The organism is Mycobacterium sp. E342 (genome assembly GCF_001667665.1).
Lineage (GTDB): Bacteria > Actinomycetota > Actinomycetes > Mycobacteriales > Mycobacteriaceae > Mycobacterium.
Genome location: NZ_LZJM01000278.1, coordinates 10021 through 31903 on the forward strand (window position 1 = coordinate 10021; position 21883 = coordinate 31903).

11 protein-coding genes are annotated in these 21883 nt (G+C 72.8%); all 11 read right to left on the reverse strand.

The genetic code is table 11. The features are described 5' to 3' along the window. Nucleotide 1: 1 nt before the first annotated feature. Nucleotides 2-6361 carry a type I polyketide synthase gene (locus A5692_RS21950; RefSeq protein ID WP_068059814.1) on the reverse strand — a complete coding sequence of 2120 codons (6360 nt, stop codon included), beginning with the start codon at nucleotides 6359-6361 and terminating at the stop codon, nucleotides 2-4. After that, a complete protein-coding gene (locus A5692_RS21955; protein WP_068059817.1) occupies nucleotides 6342-12716 on the reverse strand; it encodes a type I polyketide synthase in 6375 nt (2124 codons plus the stop codon). The genes A5692_RS21950 and A5692_RS21955 overlap by 20 nt, the downstream gene beginning before the upstream one ends. Before the next feature lie 73 nt (nucleotides 12717-12789). Beyond that, nucleotides 12790-13851, reverse strand: a complete 1062-nt coding sequence (locus tag A5692_RS21960; protein WP_068059822.1) for a type III polyketide synthase — start codon at nucleotides 13849-13851, stop codon at nucleotides 12790-12792. A 103-nt stretch (nucleotides 13852-13954) separates the two neighbouring features. Then, the gene (gene argH / locus A5692_RS21965; protein ID WP_068059825.1) at nucleotides 13955-15376 is read right to left on the reverse strand and encodes an argininosuccinate lyase; all 1422 of its coding nucleotides are present in this window, start codon (nucleotides 15374-15376) and stop codon (nucleotides 13955-13957) included. A gap of 82 nt (nucleotides 15377-15458) precedes the next feature. Continuing rightward, a complete protein-coding gene (locus A5692_RS21970) occupies nucleotides 15459-16658 on the reverse strand; it encodes an argininosuccinate synthase (RefSeq protein ID WP_068059828.1) in 1200 nt (399 codons plus the stop codon). A gap of 26 nt (nucleotides 16659-16684) precedes the next feature. Next, a complete protein-coding gene (locus A5692_RS21975) occupies nucleotides 16685-17179 on the reverse strand; it encodes an arginine repressor (RefSeq protein WP_068059831.1) in 495 nt (164 codons plus the stop codon). Further along, on the reverse strand, nucleotides 17176-18105 hold the full coding sequence (gene argF / locus A5692_RS21980) for an ornithine carbamoyltransferase (RefSeq protein ID WP_068059833.1): 930 nt from the start codon (nucleotides 18103-18105) through the stop codon (nucleotides 17176-17178). Before argF ends, A5692_RS21975 begins: the two co-directional genes overlap by 4 nt. Continuing rightward, complete coding sequence (locus A5692_RS21985) at nucleotides 18102-19268, reverse strand: acetylornithine transaminase (protein ID WP_082962983.1); 1167 nt, start codon at nucleotides 19266-19268, stop codon at nucleotides 18102-18104. The genes argF and A5692_RS21985 overlap by 4 nt, the downstream gene beginning before the upstream one ends. 14 nt (nucleotides 19269-19282) lie before the next feature. Beyond that, a complete protein-coding gene (gene argB, locus A5692_RS21990; RefSeq protein WP_068059844.1) occupies nucleotides 19283-20170 on the reverse strand; it encodes an acetylglutamate kinase in 888 nt (295 codons plus the stop codon). Further along, nucleotides 20167-21378 carry a bifunctional glutamate N-acetyltransferase/amino-acid acetyltransferase ArgJ gene (argJ, locus tag A5692_RS21995; protein ID WP_068059847.1) on the reverse strand — a complete coding sequence of 404 codons (1212 nt, stop codon included), beginning with the start codon at nucleotides 21376-21378 and terminating at the stop codon, nucleotides 20167-20169. Before argJ ends, argB begins: the two co-directional genes overlap by 4 nt. Continuing rightward, nucleotides 21375-21883: Asd/ArgC dimerization domain-containing protein (locus A5692_RS22000; RefSeq protein ID WP_255397063.1), on the reverse strand; the 509-nt coding region annotated here is incomplete at its 5' end. The genes A5692_RS22000 and argJ, both read right to left, overlap by 4 nt.

Here is a 21883-nt window from a genome sequence, read left to right on the forward strand (position 1 = left end):
GTTAGGGGCCGCTCTCTTCGTCGAGGATGGCGAAGAGCTGGCTCTCGGTGGCGGTGGCGATGTCGTCGTCGAACGGGTCGTCGGGGTGGTCGGGATACGGGGCGGGCGCGGGGCCGGTCAGGCCGGCCAGCAGGCCCTCCAGCCGCGTAGCGAGCTGCGCCTTGTCGCCGGGGCTGAAGTCGGATTGGCCGAGCAGCGCCTGCATCTCGCGGATCACGTCGTTGAGGCGGGCCATGCGATCGGGCGGCTCACCGCTTGGCCCGGTGGACAGCTGGGAGTCGAGATGCTCGGCCAGCGCCGCCGGCGTCGGGTAATCGAAGATCAGCGTGGGCGAAAGGGTCAGCCCGGTCGCGATCTTGAGCCTGTTACGCAGCTCCACGGCGGTCAGCGAGTCGAAGCCCAGATCGGCGAAGGCCTGCTCGGCGTCGACGTCCGCGGCGCTGTGCCCCAACACCGTGGCGGCGTTGCCGCACACCAGCTCCACCAGCTCGCGGCGCCGCTGCTCGGGCGCCAGGCCGTCGAGCCGCGCCCGCAGACCCGTCAACGACACCATGTCGGTCGGGTCGAGGACCCGCCGCGCCGGCCGGGATGCCAACTGGCTCAACAGCGGCGGCAGCGCGGCGCCGGCGTGCGCCAGCGCGGCGGTGTCGAGCCGGGTGGCCACCACCACGGGGGGCTCGGTCAGCAGCGCGGCGTCGAGCAGGTCGAGCGCTTGGCGGGTGGACAGCGGGGCGAGCCCGGCGCGGCTCATCCGCGCCTTGTCACGATCGCCGAGATGCTGCGTCATGGCCGAGGCCTGCTCCCACATCCCCCAGGCGATGGACAGGCCGGGCAACCGGTGGGCCCGGCGGTAGGCCGCCAGGCCGTCGAGGAAGCTGTTGGCCGCCGCATAGTTGCCCTGGCCCGGCGCGCCGACGATTCCCGCCATCGACGAAAACACCACGAACGCCGCCAGATCCAGCCCCCGGGTCAGCTCGTGCAGGTGCCACGCGCCGTCGACTTTGGACCGCAACACCGTGTCGATGCGCTCCGGTGTCAGCGACGCGATCACCGCGTCGTCCAGCACGCCCGCGGCATGGAACACCCCGCGCAGCGGGAGGTGCGCCGGCACCTGCGCCAGCACCCGCGCCACGGCGTCCCGGTCGCCGACATCGCAGGCCACCACCGACACCTGCGCCCCGGCCTCGCGCAGCTCGGCGATCAGCCCGGGCAGGCCGTCGGCCCCCTCCCCGCTGCGGCTGACCAACATGATGTGCGGCACCCGGTGGCGTTCGACCAGGTGGCGGGCCACCGCCGCCCCCGCCATGCCCGTCCCGCCGGTGATCAACACGGTGCCGCCGCCCAGCCCGGCGGGCCCGTCGGGCATGGTCAACACGACCTTGCCGATGTGGCGGGCCTGGCTGACGAACCGGTAGGCGTCCGCAGCGCACCGCACGTCGAAGGCCTTGACCGGCAACGGCTTCAGCACCCCGTCCGCGAACAACCGCATCAACTCGGCCAGCATCTCGGCGATGCGGTCCGGTCCGGCCTCCATCAGGTCGAACGCGCGATATGCGACGCCGGCCAGGGCCGCCGGGTCGCGCAGGTCCGTCTTGCCCATCTCGATGAAGCGCCCACCGGGGGCCAGCAGCCGCAGCGAGGCGTCGGTGAACTCGCCGGCCAGGGAGTTGAGCACGACGTTCATCCCGGCGCCGCCCGTGGCGGTGGAGAACTCGCGCTCGAAGTCCAGCGTCCGCGAATCCGCGATGTGCTCGTCGTCGAGGCCCATGGCGCGCAGGGTGTCCCACTTGCCGCGGCTGGCGGTGGCGAAGACCTCGGCGCCCCAGTGCCGGGCCAGTTGTACGGCGGCCATGCCCACCCCGCCCGCGCCCGCGTGCACCAGCACCCGCTCGCCGGCCCGCAGCCCGCCCAGGACCGACAACCCGTAGTACGCCGTGAGGAACACCACCGGCACGCCCGCCGCGTCGGCGAACGACCAGCCCGGTGGCACCCGCGTCACCAGCCGCCGATCGACGACGGCCTCCGACCCCGTCAAGCCTACGATTCCCATGACCGGGTCGCCGACGGCCAAATCCGTGATGCCGGGCCCGATCTCGGTCACCAGCCCGGCACCCTCGGCGCCCAGCTGCGCCGCGCCGGGGTACATGCCCAGGGCCACCAACACGTCGCGGAAGTTCACCCCGGCGGCCGCCACCGCCACCCGCACCTGGCCGGCGGCCAGTTCCGCCGGCGGGCCGGACTCGACCGCCAGGTCCTCCAGCGTGCCGGCGTCACCCGCCGCCAGCCGCCAGACCGACGGCGGCTCGGGCAGCCGCAACACCGGGTGCGCCTTGAGCGGCTTGAGCCGGGCGGCGTGGGCGACGCCGTCGCGCACCACCAATTGCGGTTCCCCACAGCCGATCACGGACGCGAGATCGAGGGAGCCGTCGGTGTCGACCAGCATCACCTGGCCCGGATGCTCCGCCTGCGCCGACCGCACCAGCCCCCACACCGCCGCGCCGGCCAGGTCCGACACGTCCTCGCCGGGCAGCGCGACCGCGCCGCGGGTCTGCACCACCAGCGGCGGGGCGCCCTCGCCCCGGGACTGCAACACCCGCAGCGCATCGTGGGTGGCGGTGTACACCGATCCGACCACCTCGGGGCCGCCCGCCGGCGGCCGCCACACCTCGGGTTCCGCGCCGACGGCGTTGTCGGGCAACGTGATCGGGGACCACACGGCCTCCAACAGTTCCCCGCCGCCGGATCGCGCCGCGACGGCCGCCGACAGCTGCGCGGCCGAGACCGGACGCGTCACCAGCTCGGCCACCGACAGCACCGGCACACCCGACGAGTCGGCCAGTTCGACCGAGACGGCACCCTCGCCCGCCGGGGCCAGCCGCACCCGGACCCGCGACGCCCCGGCCGCATGCAGGCACACCCCTTGCCAGGAGAACGGCAGGACGGTCTGGCCCCGCTCGTCGGCGACCCCCAGGGCGTGCAGGGCCGCGTCCAACACCACCGGGTGAATCCCGAAGCCGCCCACCGTCACACCGGCCTGCTGCGGGGCCTCCACCTCGGCGAAGGTCTCGGCGCCCCGGCGCCACACCCTCCGCAGGCCGCGGAAGGCCGGGCCGTACCCGTAGCCGCGCGCCGCCAGGTCGTCGTACGCGCCCGTCACGTCGACCTCGGTGGCGCCGATGGGCGGCCACACCGACAGATCGGTTTCCGGTGCGGGCGAGCCCTCGCTCAGCACGCCCTGGGCATGCACCGTCCACTCCGCGCCGGCCTGCGAATACACCGCGACGGCCCGGGATCCGTTCTCGGCGGCGGCGTCGACCACCACCTGCACGCGCACCGCGCCGGCGCCCGGCAGCGGCAGCGGCGCCGACAGCGTCAGTTCCTCGATCACCGGGCAGCCCACCTCGTCGCCGGCCCGCAGCGTCAGCTCGACGAACCCCGCGCCGGGGAACAACACCGTCCCGGTCACCGCGTGATCGGCCAGCCACGGCTGGGCCGCGGTCGAGAGCCGGCCCGTCAACACCACGCCGCCCGAATCGGGCCGCTCGACCACCGCGCCCAACAGGGCATGCTCGGCCGCCGCCAGGCCCAGGCCGGCGGTGTCGCGGGCGCCCACCGATTCTGTCGACAACCAAAACCTGCGCCGCTGAAAGGCATACGTCGGCAGGTCGACCCGGCGGGCGGCCAGGCCGGCGAACGCCTCCGCCCAGTCGACGTCGGCGCCGGAGGCGAACAGGACTCCGGCGGCCAGCAGCAGCGAGTCGACTTCGGGGCGGTCCCTGAGCATCGACACCGCCGACACGGCCGGCTCGGCCGCCAGCGACTGCTCCACCGCGGCCGTCAACGCCGCGCCCGGACCCACCTCCAGGAACGCGCCGCCGCCCAGCGATTCGGCGCACCGCACCCCGTCGACGAACCGCACCGGACGGCGCACGTGCTCGACCCAGTAGTCGGCGGACCCGTATCCGGGCCCGGCCAGTCGCCCGGTCACGTTGGACACCAACTCGATTCGCGGCGTGTGGGGCGACACCGCGGCCACCACCGCGGAGAACTCCTCGATCATGGGCTCCATCAGCGACGAGTGGAACGCGTGCGAGACCGCCAGCTGCCGCACCCGCCTCCCGCGCTCGGCCAGCCGATCTGCCACGGCCGTCACGGCGGCCCGGTCACCGGACAGCACCACCGCGTCCGGGCCGTTGACCGCCGCGATGCTCACGCCGCCGTTCAGCAGCGGGACGACGTCGGCCTCGGCGGCGGTCACCGCCACCATCACCCCGCCGTCCGGCAGCGCGGCCATCAGCCGGCCGCGCGCCGCCACCACCCGCGCCGCGTCCTGCAGCGACAGCACCCCGGCCACGCAGGCCGCGGCGATCTCCCCCACCGAGTGGCCGATCACCACATCGGGCGTCACGCCCCAGGACCGCCACAGCGCGGCCAGGGCGACCTCGAGCACGAACAGCGCCGGCTGGGCGAATTCCGTGCTCTGCAACAACTCCGGGTCGCCGCCCCACATCACGTCGCGCAGCGGCAGCCGCCCATGGGCGTCCACCGCCGCCACGGCCTCGTCGAACGCCTCGGCGAACACCGGGAAGCGCCGGTGCAGGTCGCGTCCCATCCCGAGCCGCTGCGAGCCCTGACCGGGAAACACGAACACCCGCTTACCGACCGCGCGGGTGCGCCCGACCACCACGCCCGGGCCCGGCTCCCCCGACGCCACGCCCGCGAGCCCCGCCAGCAGGGTGTCGCGGTCGCCGCCCACCAGCACCGCGCGAAGCTCCAGGGCCGCCCGGGTGGTGGCCAGCGACCAGCCCACGTCCACCGGGTGCAGGCCCGGCTCGGCGTCCAGGTGGGCCGACAGCCGCGCGGCCTGCGCCGCCAGCGCGTCGGGCGACCGGGCCGAGATCACCCACGCCGCCACCGCGTTCGGCCGGTCACCCTGCGCCGCAACGGCTTCGGGGTCCGCGGGCGGCTGCTCGACGATCACGTGGGCGTTGGTGCCGCTGATCCCGAACGACGACACCCCCGCCAGGCGGCGGCCGTCCCGCGCCGGCCACGGCCGTGGCTCGGTCAACAGCGACACCGCGCCCGCCGACCAATCCACATGCGGCGACGGCACATCCACGTGCAGCGTCTTGGGCATCACCCCGTGGCGCATGGCCTGCACCATCTTGATCACGCCGGCCACCCCCGCCGCGGCCGAGGTGTGACCGATGTTGGACTTGATCGACCCCAGCCGCAGCGGCCGGTCCGCCGGCCGGTCCTGCCCGTAGGTGGCCAAGAGGGCCTGGGCCTCGATCGGGTCACCCAACACCGTTCCCGTGCCGTGGCCTTCGACCACGTCGACGTCCGCGGCGGTCAGCCCGGCGTCGGCCAGCGCGGCCCGGATCACCCGCTGCTGCGACGGCCCGTTGGGGGCGGTCAGACCGTTGGAGGCGCCGTCCTGGTTCACCGCCGAACCCGCCAGCACCGCGAGCACCGGATGCCCCAGCCGCCGCGCGTCGGCCAGCCGCTCGAGCACCAGGACGCCCGCGCCCTCCGACCACGACGTCCCGTCCGCGGCGCCGGCGTACACCTTGCACCGGCCGTCCGGCGCCAGCGCCCGCTGGCGGCTGAACTCGACGAACGCGGCGGGCGTGGCCATCACCGTGACGCCACCGGCCAGCGCCAGGTCGCACTCCCCCGAGCGCAACGACTGCGCGGCGAGATGCATCGCCACCAACGACGACGAACACGCCGTGTCGATCGACACCGCGGGGCCTTCCAGCCCCAACACGTACGACACCCGCCCCGAGGCCACGCTCAGGGTCGAACCGGTCAGCCCGTAGCCCTCCAGCTCGCCCTTCACCTCGCCGCCGTAACCGGCGTGGATGACGCCGGCGAACACGCCTGTCGCCGAGCCGCGCAACCCCAGCGGGTCAATCCCGGCCCGCTCCAACGCTTCCCACGAGATCTCGAGCATCAATCGCTGCTGAGGATCCATCGCCAGCGCCTCGCTGGGCCCTACGCCGAAGAACCCGGCGTCGAAGTCCGCCGCGTCGCGCAGAAAGCTGCCCTGCCGGGTGTACATCTTGCCCGCCGCGTCGGGATCCGGGTCGTACAGCCCCTCGACGTCCCAGCCCCGATCAGCCGGAAAGTCCGACACCGTGTCGCGGCCCTCATCGACCAACTGCCACAGGGCTTCCGGCGAATCCACCCCGCCCGCGTAGCGGCACGCCATGCCGACCACCGCGATCGGTTCGGACAGCCGGCCCTCCAGCTCCGAGACGCGTCGCCGCGCGCGCCTGAGATCGGCCGTCAGGCGCTTGAGGTAGTCGACGTGCTGCGAGGTGTCCGGCATCGCGGTCTCAGCGGCCGAGTTCTTCATCGAGGATGGCAAAGAGTTGGCTTTCGGTGGCGGCATCGAGGTCGGCGTCCAGGCCTTCGGAGTCGGGAAGATCGTCGGGGCCCAGGGTGGCGAGCAGGTTGTGCAGGCGGGCCCTCAGCGCCGATTTGTCGCCCGCGTCCCAGCTGGGCTGGGCCAGCAGCGCCTGCAGTTCGCGGCTGATGTCGGTGAAGCGCGCCATCAGGTCCGGCTGGTCGCTCGGGCCGGCGGACAGCTGACCGTCGAGATGTTCCGCCAACTCCGACGGCGTAGGATAGTCGAAGATCAGCGTGGGTGAAAGCGTAAGCCCCGTAGCGGTTTTCAGCCGGTTGCGCAGCTCGACCGCGGTGAGCGAATCGAAACCAAGGTCACCGAACGCGCGGCCCGCGTTGATGTCGGCGGGGTTCGGCAGCCCCAGCACCGTCGCCGCGTTGCCGCGGACCAGGTCGACGAGCTCACGTTGTCGCGCCTCGGGAGCCAAGCCGTGCAGGCGCGCCGCGAGCCCGGTCATCAGGGCGGTCGTGTCGACGTCGTCGATGACGCGGCGGGTGGTGCGGGCGGCCAGCTCGCTCAACAGCGGGGGCAGCGCGGCGGCGTTGTCGGACAGGGCGACCCGATCCAGGCGGGCGGCCATCAGCACCGGGGCCTCGACCAGCATGGCGGCGTCGAACGACTCCAGTGCCTGCTCGGTGGACAGTGGCGCGATCCCGAGCCTGCTCATCCGGGCCTTGTCGCGCTCGCCGAGATGGGCCGTCATCGCCGACGCCTCCTCCCAGAGGCCCCAGGCCAGCGACAGGCCGCGGAGCCCGTGCGCGTGCCGGTACGCGACCAACCCGTCGAGGAAGCTGTTGGCCGCGGCGTAGTTGGCCTGGCCGGGGGTGCCGACGATCCCGGCCATCGACGAGAACACCACGAACGCCGACAGGTCCTGTTCGCGCGTCAACTCGTGCAGGTGCCAGGCGCCGTCGACCTTGGCCCGCAACACCGCATCCACCCGATCCGGGGTCAGGGACAAGACCAGCCCGTCGTCGAGAATGCCCGCCGCGTGCACCACAGCGCGCAGCGGATAGTCGTCGGGTATCTGCGCCAGCATCGCCGCGACCGCGTCGCGGTCGGCGACATCGCAGGCCACCACCGACACCCGGGCGCCGGCCTCCTGCAGGCGATCCACCAGCTCCGCGACCCCCGGGGCCCCGGCGCCGGCGCGGCTGGCCAGCACCACGTGGGCCACGCGATACCGGTCGACGAGGTGGCGGGCCAGCGCCGAGCCGGCCATGCCGGTGCCGCCGGTGATCACCACGCTGCCGCCGGCGAGCCCGCCACACCCACTGAGCACCGCGCCGGGCCCGGACGGGACGGTGAGCGCGACCTTGCCGATGTGCCGGGCCTGGCTGACGAACCGGTAGGCCGCCGAGGCGCAGCGGACGTCGAAGGTCTTGAGCGGCAAGGGTTTCACGGCGCCGTCGCGCAGCAGTTGGACGATCCGGGCCAGCATCGCGGCGGTGCGGTCCGCACCGGCCTCCATCAGGTCGAAGGCGCGATACCGCGCGCCCCCATACCGTTCGGCGACGTCGTGCGGATCGCGGACATCGGTCTTGCCCATCTCGATGAAGCGCCCACCGGGGGCCAGCAGCCGCAGCGACGCGTCGGTGAACTCGCCCGCCAGGGAATTGAGCACCACATCGACACCGGCCCCGCCGGTGGCCGCCAAGAACTTCTGCTCGAACTCCAGCGTCCGCGAGTCGCCGATGTGGTCGTCGTCGAATCCCATCGCGCGCAGGGTGTCCCACTTGCCGCGGCTCGCGGTGGCGAACACCTCCGCGCCCCAGTGCCGCGCCAGCTGGACCGCGGCCATCCCCACCCCGCCGGTGGCGGTGTGCACCAGCACCCGCTCGCCGGCCCGCAGGCCCGCCAACTCCGACAGCCCGTAGAGCGCGGTGAGAAAGACCACCGGCACGCCCGCCGCCGTCACCAGCGACCAGCCCTCGGGCACCCGGGTCACCACTCGCTGATCGACCACGGCTTCGGACCCGACCACCCCGAGCAGCCCCATCACCGCGTCTCCGACGGCCAGCCCGGTCACACCGGGACCGACCTCGACCACCACGCCCGAGCCCTCCGCCCCCAGCCGGCCACCGCCCGGGTACATGCCCAGGGCGACCAGCACGTCCCGGAAGTTCACCCCGACCGCGGCCACCGCCACCCGCACCTGGCCGGCGTCCAATTCCACCGGCGGGCAGGGGCTCACCACCAGGTCCTCCAGCGTGCCGCCGGCGCCGGCGTCCAGCCGCCAGCCCCCGGGCGGCAGCCGCAGCACCGATCCCCTGCGCACCGGCCGCATCCGGGCCGCGTACGCCACGCCGTCGCGGACCGCCAATTGCGTTTCGCCGCAGCCGATCACCGCCCGCGCATCCAGCGATCCGTCCGAGTCGATCAACACCACCCGGCCCGGGTGCTCGGCCTGCGCCGAGCGCACCAACCCCCACACCGCCGCGCCGGCCAGGTCCGCGACGTCCTCGCCGGGGAGCGCCACCGCGCCGCGGGTCTGCACGGCCACCACCGGGGACCCGGCCTCGCCCAACCACGATTGCAGCGCGCCCAGCGCCTCGGTGGTGGCCGCGTGCACCGAGCGCACCACGTCGCCGCCGTGCGCGCCCGGCTCCCACACCGTGACGTCCTGGTCGAAGCCGTTGCCGCTCAAGGAGATCGGCGACCACGCCACCTCGAACAAGCCCTCGGCGGGCGCCGCCGCGAGAGACAGCTGCTCGGCCGAAACCGGGCGCATCGCCAGCGAGCGCACCGACAACACCGGCAGCCCGGCCCCGTCGGCCAGTTCCACCGACACCGCCCCGGCGCCGGAGCGTGCTATCCGGACCCGCGCCCGCGCTGCGCCCGCCGCGTGCAGCGACACCCCCTGCCAGGAGAACGGCAGGACGGTCTGGCCCGGCCCGGCGGCCACGCCGATCGCGTGCAGCGCCACGTCCAGCACGACCGGGTGGATGCCGAAGCCACCGTCCGGCGCGCCGGCGTCGTCCGGCAGCACGACGTCGGCGAAGATCTCGTCGCCCCGGCGCCACATCGCCCGCAGGCCGCGGAATGCCCGGCCATACTCGTAGCCCCGCTCCGCCAGCCGGGCGTAGGCGTCGCCCACCTCCACCGGGGTCGCCCCCACCGGCGGCCACACCGACAGGTCCGCGGTCGGCGCCACCGCCGCCGCGCCCAACAGGCCCTGGGCGTGCAGCACCCACTCCGACTGCGTGCCGGCCGCATACACCGACACCTCGCGCCGCCCCGACTCGGCGACCGCGCCGACCACCACCTGCACCTGGACGCCGTCCGCGGCCGGCAACACCAGCGGGGCCGACAACGTCAACTCCTCCAGGACGCCACACCCGACCTCGTCGCCGGCGCGGATGGCCAGCTCCACAAATCCCGCGCCGGGGAACAACACGGTGCCGCCCACCGCATGGTCGGCCAGCCACGGCTGCGCGGCCGTCGACAGCCGGCCCGTGAGCACCACGCCGCCGGAGTCGGGCCGCGCCACCACCGCGCCCAGCAGCGCGTGCCGCGCGCCGGCCAGCCCCAGAGTTGCCACGTCTCCCGATCCCGTCGCTCCGCCTGGCAGCCAAAACCGTTGCCGCACAAAGCCGTACGTCGGCAATTCCACGCGCCGCCCACCCAGGCCGGCCATCCCGGCCCGCCAGTCCACCGGTAGGCCGGCCACGTGGGCCTGACCCGCCGAAAGCCAAAATCGTTGCAGCGAACCGTCGTCGCGGCCCAGGGACGGGACCACCAACGCGTCGCGGCCGCAATCGGCCAGCGTCTCCTCCACGGCGGCGAGCAGCACGGGATGCGGGCTGCATTCGACGAACACGCCATACCCGGCGTCGCAGGCGTTCCGCACCGCCCGCTCGAACTGGACCGTCTGCCGGATGCTGCGGAACCAGTAGTCGGCGTCCAGCCCCGCGGTGTCCAGCGGGTCGCCGGTCACGGTGGAGAACAGCGTGACCGAGGACGGGCGCGGCTCGATCCCGGCCAGCGCCTCGGCCAGCGCCGCGCTGATGGCGTCGACGTGCCGGGAGTGGGAGGCGTAGTCGACGTCGATCCGGCGGGCGCGCACGTCGCCGCCCTCGCAGCGCCGCATGAACTCGTCGAGCGCCTCCACCTCGCCGGACACCACCACCGCGGAAACACCGTTGACGGCAGCGACATTCAACCGATCGCCGAACACGGCGATCAACTCTTCGGCGCGGGCCAAGCCGCAGGCCAGCGACACCATGCCGCCCGCGCCCGCCAACCCCACCAACAGCCGGCTGCGCAGCGCCACCACCCTGGCGGCGTCCTCCAGCGACAGCGCACCCGCCACATACGCCGCCGCGATCTCGCCCTGCGAGTGGCCGATCACCGCGTCGGGGACCACCCCCAGCGATCGCCACAACTCCGCCAGCGACACCATCACCGCCCACAGGGCCGGCTGCACCACGTCCACCCGGTCCAACCCGGGCGCCCCGGGCACGCCGCGGATGACGTCGACCAACGACCAGTCCACGTGTTCGGCGAGTGCCTTCTCGCAGCGCTGCAGGTGTTCGGCGAAAACCGGTGAACTGTCGAGCAATTCGGATCCCATGCCGACCCATTGCGAGCCCTGACCGGGAAACACGAACACCGTCTTGCCCACCGGCTGCGCCCGGCCCACCACCGCGCCCGCCCCCGGCGCGCCGGCGGCGAGGTCAGCCAGGTCGGCCAGCCCCGCCAGCAGGCGCTCGCGGTCCCCGACCAGAACGGCGCGGTGCTCGAACAGCGACCGCGTCGACACCAGCGACCAGGCCACGTCGACCGCCCGCACGCCCGGGTCGTCGTGCACCCGCGCCAGCAACCGGGACGCCTGGTTGGCCAGCGCATCGGCCGACCGGGCCGACAGCACCCACGGCGCGGGCGCGTCATCGCCGGCCGGCGCGGGGCTTTCGGGCTCCAGCGGTGGTTGCTCGACGATGACGTGCGCATTGGTGCCGCTGATCCCGAACGACGACACCCCGGCGCGGCGCGGCCGGTCCTGAGCGGGCCACTCCCGCGCCTCGGTCAGCAGCGACACCGCGCCGGCCGACCAATCCACGTGCGGCGTGGGCACATCCACGTGCAACGTCTTGGGCATCAGCCCGTGCCGGACCGCCTGCACCATCTTGATCACCCCGCCGGCGCCCGCCGCCGCCGAGGTGTGGCCCATGTTGGACTTGATCGACCCCAGCCACAGCGGCCGGTCGGCCGGCCTTTCCTGGCCGTAGGTGGCCAAGACCGCTTGCGCCTCAATCGGATCCCCGAGGGTGGTGCCCGTGCCGTGCCCCTCCACCAGATCCACGTCGGCGGCACGCAGGCGCGCGTCGGCCAGCGCGGCCCGGATCACCCGCTGCTGCGAGGGCCCGTTGGGCGTCGCCAGCCCGTTGGAGGCGCCGTCCTGATTGACCGCCGACCCGCGCAGCAGCGCAAGCACCTGATGCCCATGCCGGCGCGCGTCGGACAGCCGTTCCAGCACCAGCACGCCGACGCCCTCGGAGAAGCCGGTGCCGTCGGCGGCACCGGCGTACGCCTTGCACCGCCCGTCGGCCGCCAGCGCCCGCTGCCTACTGAACTCGATGAACATCGCCGGGGTGGCCATCACCGTCACGCCGCCCGCCAGCGCCAGGTCGCATTCGCCGGCGCGCAGCGACCGCGCCGCCAGGTGAAGGGCCACCAACGACGACGAACAGGCCGTATCCACCGAGATGGCCGGGCCCTCCAGGCCCAGCGAGTAGGCCACCCGGCCCGATGCCACGCTCAGCGTCGACCCGCGCAACCCGTAGCGCTCCAGGTGTCCCGGCACCCGGCCCTGGCCGCCGTAGGAGCCGTGGAAGATCCCGGCGAACACGCCCGTCGCCGAACCGCGCAACTCGGCGGGGTCGATCCCGGCCCGCTCCAACGCCTCCCAGGACACCTCGAGCAGCAGGCGCTGCTGCGGGTCCGTGGCCAGCGCCTCGCTGGGTGCGATGCCGAAGAAGGCGGCGTCGAAGTCGGCGACGTCGGCCAGGAAGCCACCGCACCGGGCGTAGGACTTTCCCACCGCGTCGGGATCGGGATCGAACAGGCCGGCCAGGTTCCAGCCGCGGTCCGCCGGGAAGTCCGAGACCACGTCGCGGCCCTCGACCACCATCTGCCACAGGGCCTCCGGCGAATCCACGCCCCCCGGGTACCGGCAACCCATGCCGACCACCGCCACGGGTTCGGTTGCCGCGGCGAGGTATTCGCGGGCCTCCCGCTTCAGCCGCTCGTTGTCCTTCAGCGCCGCGCGGAGCGCCCTGACCAGCTCGTCGGAGTCGCCGGTCATGACACGCGGCCCGGGCAAGGAAATGTCATCACGAGGTTTCTCCGAAGGCAGACAAGAAGCAACGCCTCAGGTGTCAGTGCCAGCGCAGCAGGACGAGCTCGGAACAGAATCCCGGACCCATCGCGATCATCAGGCCGGGGCTGCCGCTGGGTGGCGGCTTGGCCCGGGTGTCTCGCAGCACGTGCAGCACCGACGCCGACGAGAGGTTGCCGATCTCGCCCAGCGAACGCCAGGTCAGCTCCAGCGCATCCGGCGGCAGGCTCAGGCTCGCGTTGATCGCGTCGATGATCTTCGGGCCGCCGGGATGGCTGACCCAGGCGCCGATGTCGGTGGTCGTCAGCCCGTGCGCACCGAGGAAGCCGGTGACGTCCCGCTCGATGTGCTCCTCGACGACTTGGGCCAGGTCCTTGGCCAGCACCAGCTCGAACCCGGCCGCGCCGACGTCGTAGCCCATGGTGCGCAGCGAGTCGGGGTACAGGGTGCTGCGCGAGTCCAAGATGGCGGGCCCGCTGGGGGCCATCCGTTCGGCGCGGCGCTCCCCGACGGCCACCACCGCGCCCGCCCCGTCGGCGAACAGCGCGCTGCCGACCAGGCCGGGTAGCGACGGCTTGTAGCCGGGATAGGTGAGCGAGCACAGCTCGACCGAGATCAGCGCGGCGGCGGCGTCCGGCGCCCCGCGCAGGTAGTCGTTGAGCCGGGCCACGCCCGCGGCCCCGGCCACGCAGCCCAGGCCGAACAGCGGAACCCGGCGGATGTCGTCGCGCAGCCCCAGCCGCCCGGCGATCCGGGCGTCCAGGGAGGGCACCGCGAGGCCGGTGACCGTCGTCGTGATCAGCACGTCCAGGTCCTGCGGCCGCAGGCCCGCCTCGTCGAGGGCGCCCGAGAGCGCCTCGCAGCCCAGGTCCACGGCGTTGTCGATGAAGATCCGGTTCGCCACGCCGAAGTCGGTCAGGGCGGGGTACTGCTCCAGCGGCAGCACCAGGTGGCGGCTGTTGACCTTGGCGCTGGCGTGCAACTGCCGGACGATGTCCTCGTAGCCCTCGAACTCCGGGATGCTGACGAAGAAGTCGGTGAGCTCTCGCTGGGAGTAGCGATACGGCGGCAAGGCACCGGACACGCCCGCGACGACGCTCATTGGTCCCACCCCTTGATGACGAGGATCCGGCATGACAGGTTCAGCCGCATCGCTTCAGCCGGAATTCTAGTCGGATTGGAATTGACCGGAGCGTAAATGGACGTCATGATTCGCGGCCGCCGAGAAGCGCCTTGAGCTCCTCGCTGCGGGCCACGACGGCTTCGAGCTGCTCGGCGACCCGGGCGGGCGCGGTGCCGCCCCGCCGGTCGCGCGACGACACCGAGCCCTCGACCGTCAAGATCTCACGCACCTGCGGCGTCAGCTCGGGGCTGATGGCGGCCAACTCGTCGTCCGTCAGCTCGTCGAGCCCGACGGCGCGGCCCTCGGCGGCGCGCACCGCGGCGCCGGCGGCCTCGTGCGCGGCCCGGAACGGCACCCCGCGGCGCACCAGCCATTCGGCGATGTCGGTGGCCAGGGTGTAGCCGGCCGGGGCCAGGGCCGCCATCCGCTCGACGTCGAACGTCAGGCTGGCCACCAGGCCGGCCATCGCCGGCAGCAACAGCTCCAGCTGGGCGACCGAGTCGAACACCGGCTCCTTGTCCTCCTGCAGGTCGCGGTTGTAGGCCAGCGGCTGGGCCTTCAGCGTCGCCAGCAGCCCGGCCAGGTTGCCGATCAACCGCCCGGACTTGCCGCGGGCCAACTCCGCGATGTCCGGGTTCTTCTTCTGCGGCATGATCGAGCTGCCGGTGGACCACGAATCGTGCAGCCTGACGTAGCCGAACTCCGTCGAGCTCCACAGGATGATGTCCTCGGCCAGCCGCGAGACGTCCACGGCGATCATCGCGAAGACGAACGCGGCCTCGGCGGCGAAATCCCGGGCGGCGGTCGCGTCGATGGAGTTGTCCGCGGCGGTGGTGAATCCCAGCTTCGCGGCGATCGCGTCCGGATCCAGCCCCAGCGACGACCCGGCCAGCGCCCCCGAGCCGTACGGCGACACGTCCGCGCGCCGGTCGAAGTCGACGATGCGGTCCACGTCGCGCAGCAGCGGGTGCGCATGCGCGAGCAGGTGGTGGGCCAGCAGGACCGGCTGGGCGGACTGCAGATGCGTCTTGCCCGGCATGATCGCCGTCGGGTGCGCGGCGGCCTGGGCGGCCAGCGCGGCCACCACTTCCAGCGCCCCGTCCGCGACCCGGCGCACCGCGTCGCGCAGCCACATCCGGAACAGGGTGGCCACCTGGTCGTTGCGCGACCGCCCGGCCCGCAGCCGGCCGCCCAGGTCCGGCCCCACCCGGTCGATCAACCCGCGCTCCAGCGCGGCGTGCACGTCCTCGTCGGTCACCAGCGGCGCGAAGCTGCCGTCGGCCACGTCCTCGGCGAGGCTTTCCAACCCGGCCAGCAGCCCGTCGCGCTGCTCGGCGGTGAGCAGCCCGGCGTGGAACAGGATCACGGTGTGGGCCCGCGAGGCGACGATGTCGTAGGGGGCCAGCACCCAGTCGAAATGGGTGGACTTACTCAGCGCCGCCAGCGCTTCCGACGGGCCGTCGGCGAACCGCCCGCCCCACAGCGACCCCTCGCGCGTGCTCACGCTTCAGCCCTCGCCCCCGCGCGAGCGACCGCGTTTGTACGCACAATGCGGCGTGTCGTCGTGCAGACACGGTCGCTCGCGGTCATGTGGCCAGGTCCCGGCGGGACGCGATCTTGGACGACAGCCCGTGCACGTAGACGAAGCCCTTGGCGGCCGACTGGTCGAAGCTGTCACCCTCGTCGTAGGTGGCCAGGTTGAAGTCGTACAGCGACTGCGCGCTGCGCCGGCCGTTGACCGCGATGTGCCCGCCGTGCAACACCATTCGGATCTCGCCCGTGACGTGCTCCTGGGTCTTGGCGACAAAGGCCTCCAGCGCGGTCTTCAGCGGCGAGTACCAGAGCCCGTCGTAGACCAGCTCGGCCCAGCGCTGGTCGGTGTGCCGCTTGAAGCGGCCCAGCTCGCGCTCCAGCGTGACGTGTTCGAGCTCGGTATGGGCGGTGATGAGCACCATCGCCCCCGGGGCCTCGTAGATCTCGCGGCTCTTGATACCCACCAGCCGGTCCTCGACCACGTCCAGGCGCCCGACGCCCTGGCTGCCGGCGCGGCGGTTGAGTTCCTCGATGGCAGCCAGCACCGACACCGGTTTGCCGTCGATGGACACCGGGACCCCGCGCTCGAACCCGACGATCACCTCGTCGGGGGTGTTCCAGTTGATGGTGGGGTCTTCGGTGTAGGCGTAGATGTCCTTGGTGGGCGCGTTCCAAAGGTGTTCCAGGAAGCCGGTTTCCACCGCGCGTCCCCACACGTTCTGGTCGATGGAGAACGGCGAGCGCTTGGTGACGTTGATCGGGATGGCGTTCTCTTCGGCGAATGCGATCGCCTTCTCCCGCGTCCACGCGTAGTCGCGGACCGGGGCCAGCACCTCCAAATCCGGTGCCAGTGAAGCGAATCCGACCTCGAACCGGACCTGGTCGTTGCCCTTGCCGGTGCAGCCGTGCGCGACGGTGGTGCCGCCGTGCTCGCGGGCCGCCGCCACCAGGTGCTTGGCGATCAGCGGCCGGCTGATCGCCGACACCAGCGGGTAGCGGTCCATGTAGAGGGCGTTGCTCAAGATGGTGGGCAGGCAGTAGCCCTCGGCGAACTCGTCGCGGGCGTCGACGACGACGGCTTCCACCGCGCCGCAGTCCAGGGCACGCTGGCGGACGACCTCCATGTCCTCGCCGCCCTGACCGAGGTCGATCGCGACCGCCACCACCTCGCGGCCGGTTTCCTTGCCGATCCAGCTGATCGCGACCGAGGTGTCCAGACCGCCGGAATACGCCAGGATGACGCGATCTGACATGAACCAATCTCCTTAGGTTGTGCGGCTTACGTGAGTTGTTCCAAGGTGCGGGCCAGCTCCGCGCCGGTCATCGGCTCACGGGCGGCCACGAAGACGGTGTCGTCGCCGGCGATGGTGCCGACGACGTACGGTAGCGCCGCGCGGTCGATCGCGCTGGCCAGGTAGTTGGCGCCGCCCGGCGGGGTGCGCAGCACGGCGAGGTTCGCGCTGGCGTCGGCGGACACCAGGAGCTCACCGAGCAGCCGGGACAGCCGCGCGGTGCCGCCGGAGACGCCGCGCACCGGGCTGCCGTCCTCGGGGACGATGTAGACGCCGACGCCGCCGTCGGCGCCGCGCAGCTTCACCGCGCCCAGCTCTTCGAGGTCGCGCGACAGGGTGGCCTGGGTGACCTCGATGCCCTCGTCGGCCAGCCGGGCGGCCAGCTCGCCCTGGCTGCTGATCGACGCCGACGACAGGATCGCCACGATGCGGTCCTGGCGGCCGGCCCGGGTGGTTTCGGGGGTGGTTTTCGAGCGGGTCATCGGGACCGCTCCAGCAGCCACACCAGCAGCGCCTTCTGGGCGTGCAGCCGGTTCTCGGCCTCGTTCCAGACCACGCTGGCCGGCCCGTCCATCACCTCGTCAGTGATCTCGTCGTTGCGGTGGGCCGGAAGGCAGTGCAGCACAATGGCTTCCGGATCCGCCAGGCCCAGCAGCCGCTGGTTGACCTGGAAGGGCCGGAACGGTGTGAGGCGGTCCAGCCCGTCGTCCTCCTGCCCCATCGACGTCCAGGTGTCGGTGACCAGGACGTCGGCTCCGGTCGCCGCGGCGTCCGGCTCGGCGGTCAGGGTGACCGAGCCGCCGGTGGTCTCGGCGCGCGCGCGGGCCGCCGCCACGTACGCGGGGACGGGGGCGAAGCCGTCGGGCGCGGCGACGGTGACGTGCATGCCGGCGGTCACCCCGCCGAGCAGCAGCGAGTGGGCCATGTTGTTGGCGCCGTCGCCGAGGTAGGACATGCGCAGTCCCGCAAGCGATCCCTTGCGTTCGGCGATGGTCTGCAGGTCGGCGAGCACCTGGCAGGGATGGAACTCGTCGGAGAGCGCGTTGACCACGGGCACCGTGGCGGCCTCGGCCATCGCCTCGAGCCGGTCCTGGGCGAAGGTCCGCCACACGATGGCCTCGACGTAGCGGGACAGCACCCGCGCGGTGTCGCCCAGGGTCTCGTCGCGGCCCAGCTGGGTGCTGCGGGCGTCGACGACGACGGCGTGCCCGCCGAGCTGGGCGATGCCCACCTCGAAGGAGAACCGGGTGCGGGTGGAGTTCTTGTCGAAGAGCACCGCGACGCCGCGTGGGCCGTCCAACGGCCGGGCGCTGAACGGGTCCTTCTTCAGCTCGGCGGCCAGCTGCAGCACCTCGGCCTGCTCGGAGGGCGACAGGTCGTCGTCGCGCAGGAAGTGGCGGGGGGTCACGCCGCGGCCCTGTCCAGAATGGCCGGCAACGCCTCGACGAAGGTCTCGAGCTGGGCCTCGGTGACGATCAACGGCGGGGCCAGCCGGACGACGTCCGGCACGGCGGCGTTGACCAGGAATCCGGCGTCGCGCGCGGCGTTTTCGGCGTCCTTGGCGCGCGGCGCGGCCAGCACCATGCCCTGAAGCAGCCCGCGGCCGCGCACGTGGTCGATCAGCGGGTGGTTCAGGGACTCGATGCCGTGGCGCAGCGACTTGCCCAGCACCTCGGCGTGCCGGACCAGATCCTCGTCCGCGATCACCCGCAGCACCGCCCGCGCTGCCGCGGCGCAGATCGGGTTTCCGCCGAAGGTGCTGCCGTGCAGCCCGGGCGTCATCAGCTCGGCGGCCGGCCCGACGGCCAGGCAGGCGCCGATGGGCAGCCCGCCGCCGAGGCCCTTGGCCATGGTCACGACGTCGGGCGTGACGCCGTCGTGCTGATGGGCGAAAAACGCTCCGGTGCGGCCCATTCCGGTCTGTACCTCGTCGAGCACCAGGAGCGTTCCGTGCCGCGCGGTGATGTCGCGCGCGGCGGTCAGATAGCCTCCGGGCGGGACGACGACGCCGCCCTCGCCCATGATCGGTTCGAGGAACACCGCGGCGGTGGCGTCGTCGACGGCGGCGGCCAGCGCGTCGGCATCGCCGTAGGGCACGTGGGTGACGAAGCCGGGCAGCGGCTCGAACGGCGCCTGCTTGCTCGGCTGGCCGGTCAGCGCCAGCGATCCCATCGTGCGGCCGTGGAAACCGCCTTGCGCGGCAACCAGTTTCGTGCGTCCGGTCAGCCGCGACAGCTTGAACGCGACCTCGTTGGCCTCGGTGCCGGAATTGCAGAAGAACACCCGCGCGGGCGCGTCCGCACCGAGCAGGGCGACCAGCTCTTCGGCCAGCGCGATGCCCGGCTCGCTGGCATAGAGGTTGGAGGTGTGGCCCAGCGTCGTCATCTGGTGCGTGACGGCCTCGATGACGGCGGGGTGGCGGTGGCCCAGGACGTTGACGGCGATGCCGCCGAGCAGGTCGAGGTACGTGTTGCCGTCCACGTCGGTGACTAGGGCGCCGTCGCCGGCGGCCAGGGCCAGCGGCGGGGTGCCGTAGTTGTTCATCATCACGGCTTGCCAGCGGTGCTGCATCAAATCCCCTTTGGTCACGCGCCCACCACCTTGGTGCCGGTGCCCGCGTCGGTGAAAAGCTCCACCAGCACGCAGTGTTCGACCCGGCCGTCGATGATGTGCGCGCTGGGCACACCCGCGGTGACCACCCGCAGGCACGCCTCGACCTTGGGGATCATGCCCGCCTCCAGCGTGGGTAGCAGTTGGGACAGTGTCGCGGTATCGATCTCGCTGACCAGCGAATCCCGGTCCGGCCAGCTGGTGTAGAGGCCCTCGACATCGGTGAGCATCAACAGCTTCTCGGCCCGCAGGGCCTCGGCGAGCGCCGCCGCGGCGGTGTCGGCGTTGATGTTGTGCACCACGCCCTCGGCGTCCGGCGCGAGCGTCGACACCACCGGAATACGGCCCGCCGCAATCAGATCCAGCACCGCGGCGGTGTTGACGTGCTCGACGTCCCCGACCAGGCCGATGTCGGTGGCCACGCCGTCCACGGTGACGCTGCGCCGCACGGCGGTGAACAGCTGCGCGTCCTCGCCGGTGATGCCGACGGCGTAGGGCCCGTGCGCGTTGATCAGGTTGACCAGTTCGCGGCCCACCTGCCCGAACAACACCATCCGCGCCACGTCGAGCACTTCCGGTGTGGTGACCCGGAAGCCGCCCTTGAAGTCGCCGGCGATGCCGAGGCGCCGCAGCATGGCCGTGATCTGCGGGCCGCCGCCGTGCACGACGACGGGGTGGATGCCGCAGTTGCGCAGGAAGGCCATGTCGGCGGCGAAGGCGCGGCGCAGCGTGTCGTCGGTCATCGCGTTGCCGCCGTACTTGATGACGATGACCTTGCCGTACAGCTGCTTGAGCCAGGGCAGCGCTTCGGCCAGCACCTGCGCCTTGACCGCGGTGGACAGCTCTTGAGTGTGCACGGTCATGAGCTGTACGCCGAGTTCTCTTCGACGTAGGCGTGCGACAGGTCGGTGGTGCGGACGGCGGCGGAGCCGTCGCCCACGCGCAGGTCGACCGTGATGTCGATGTCGGCGCCGGACAGGTCCACCTCGCGCGCGCCGGGCGCCCCGACGCCGTCGACGCACACGGCAAAACCGTTGAAAGACACCCGGATCCGGTCCGGGTCGAGGGTGACCGGCGCCATGCCGACCGCCGCCAGCACCCGGCCCCAGTTGGGGTCGGACCCGAACACCGCGGTCTTGACCAGGCTGTCGCGGGCGATCACCCGCGCGGCGGTCAGCGCGTCGTCGTCGGAGGCGGCCCCGGTCACGGTGACGGTGACGCGCTTGGTGACGCCCTCGGCGTCGGCCTGTAGCTGCGCGCACAAGTCGTCGCAGGCCGCCAGCACGGCGTCCTCGAGTTCGGCCTGGGGCGGGGTGATCTCGCTGGCGCCCGACGCCAGCAGCAGCACCGTGTCGTTGGTCGAGCAGCTGCCGTCGATGTCGAGCCGGTCGAAGGTGCGGGCGGTGGCGCGGCGCAGCGCGGTGCCGAGCGCGGCGGCGTCGACGGCCGCGTCGGTGGTAAGCACGCAGAGCATGGTGGCCAGCGAGGGCGCCAGCATGCCCGCCCCCTTGGCCATCCCGCCGACCGTCCAGTTGCCCGGGTGGTGCAGCGCAACCTGTTTGGGCACGGTGTCGGTGGTCATGATGGCGCGCGCGGCCTCGTCCCCGCCGCTCAGCCCGCCGGCCATGTCCTGCACGACCGCCCGGACCCCGGCGAGCACCTTGTCCATCGGCAACCGGTCCCCGATCAGCCCGGTGGAACACACCGCGACCTCGATGGCCCCCGTCTCGGTCCCCCAGTCCGACAACGCGGCCGCGACGGCCTCCGCGGTGGCGTGGGCGTCCTGGAAGCCGCCCGGGCCGGTGCACGCGTTGGCGCCGCCGGAGTTGAGGATCACCGCGCGCAGCGCCCCGGTGGTCAGCACCTGCTGGGACCACAGCACGGGCGCGGCCTTGACCTTGTTGCGGGTGAACACGCCGGCGGCCGCGTAGTCGGGTCCCTCGTTGAAGACCAGGGCCAGGTCGCGGTTGCCCGAGGCCTTGATGCCGGCGGCGATGCCGGCGGCCCGGAATCCGGCCGGCGCGGTGACGCCCTGTTCGCGCACCAGGCGCGCCTCGGCAAGGTGGGTCACGGCGCGACCCCGACCACCGAAAGGCCTTCGGTCTCCGGCCAGCCCAGTGCCAGGTTCATGGATTGCACCGCCGCGCCGCCGGTGCCCTTCACCAGGTTGTCGATGGCGGCGATCGCCACGAATGTCTGCGCGGCCTCGTCCACCGCGACGGCGAGGTGGGCGGCGTTGCTGCCGATCACCGAACCGGTGCGAGGCAGCTGACCCTCGGGCAGCAGGTGCACGAACGGCTCTGCGTCATAAGCCTTTTCGTAGGCGGCCCGCAGCTGCGACAGCGGCGAGCGGGTGCGCGCGGTGCAGGTGGCCAGGATGCCCCGTGACGTCGGGATCAGCACCGGCGTGAACGACACCGTCACATCGCGGTCGGTGACGGCGCGCAGGCCCTGGGCGATCTCGGGGGTGTGCCGGTGAGCGCCCGCGATGTTGTAGGCCCGCGCGGACCCGATCACCTCGGAGCCCAGCAGGTCGGTCTTGGCGGCCCGGCCCGCGCCCGAGGTGCCGCTGACCG

What these genes read in the sequence shown, in the direction of transcription:
- A5692_RS21950 (WP_068059814.1), bottom strand. Translation starts at nt 6,361, where the DNA reads ATGAAGAACTCGGCCGCTGAGACCGCGATGCCGGACACCTCGCAGCAC.
- A5692_RS21955 (WP_068059817.1), bottom strand. Translation starts at nt 12,716, where the DNA reads ATGACCGGCGACTCCGACGAGCTGGTCAGGGCGCTCCGCGCGGCGCTG.
- A5692_RS21960 (WP_068059822.1), bottom strand. Translation starts at nt 13,851, where the DNA reads ATGAGCGTCGTCGCGGGCGTGTCCGGTGCCTTGCCGCCGTATCGCTAC.
- A5692_RS21970 (WP_068059828.1), bottom strand. Translation starts at nt 16,658, where the DNA reads ATGTCAGATCGCGTCATCCTGGCGTATTCCGGCGGTCTGGACACCTCG.
- A5692_RS21975 (WP_068059831.1), bottom strand. Translation starts at nt 17,179, where the DNA reads ATGACCCGCTCGAAAACCACCCCCGAAACCACCCGGGCCGGCCGCCAG.
- A5692_RS21985 (WP_082962983.1), bottom strand. Translation starts at nt 19,268, where the DNA reads ATGCAGCACCGCTGGCAAGCCGTGATGATGAACAACTACGGCACCCCG.
- argB (WP_068059844.1), bottom strand. Translation starts at nt 20,170, where the DNA reads ATGACCGTGCACACTCAAGAGCTGTCCACCGCGGTCAAGGCGCAGGTG.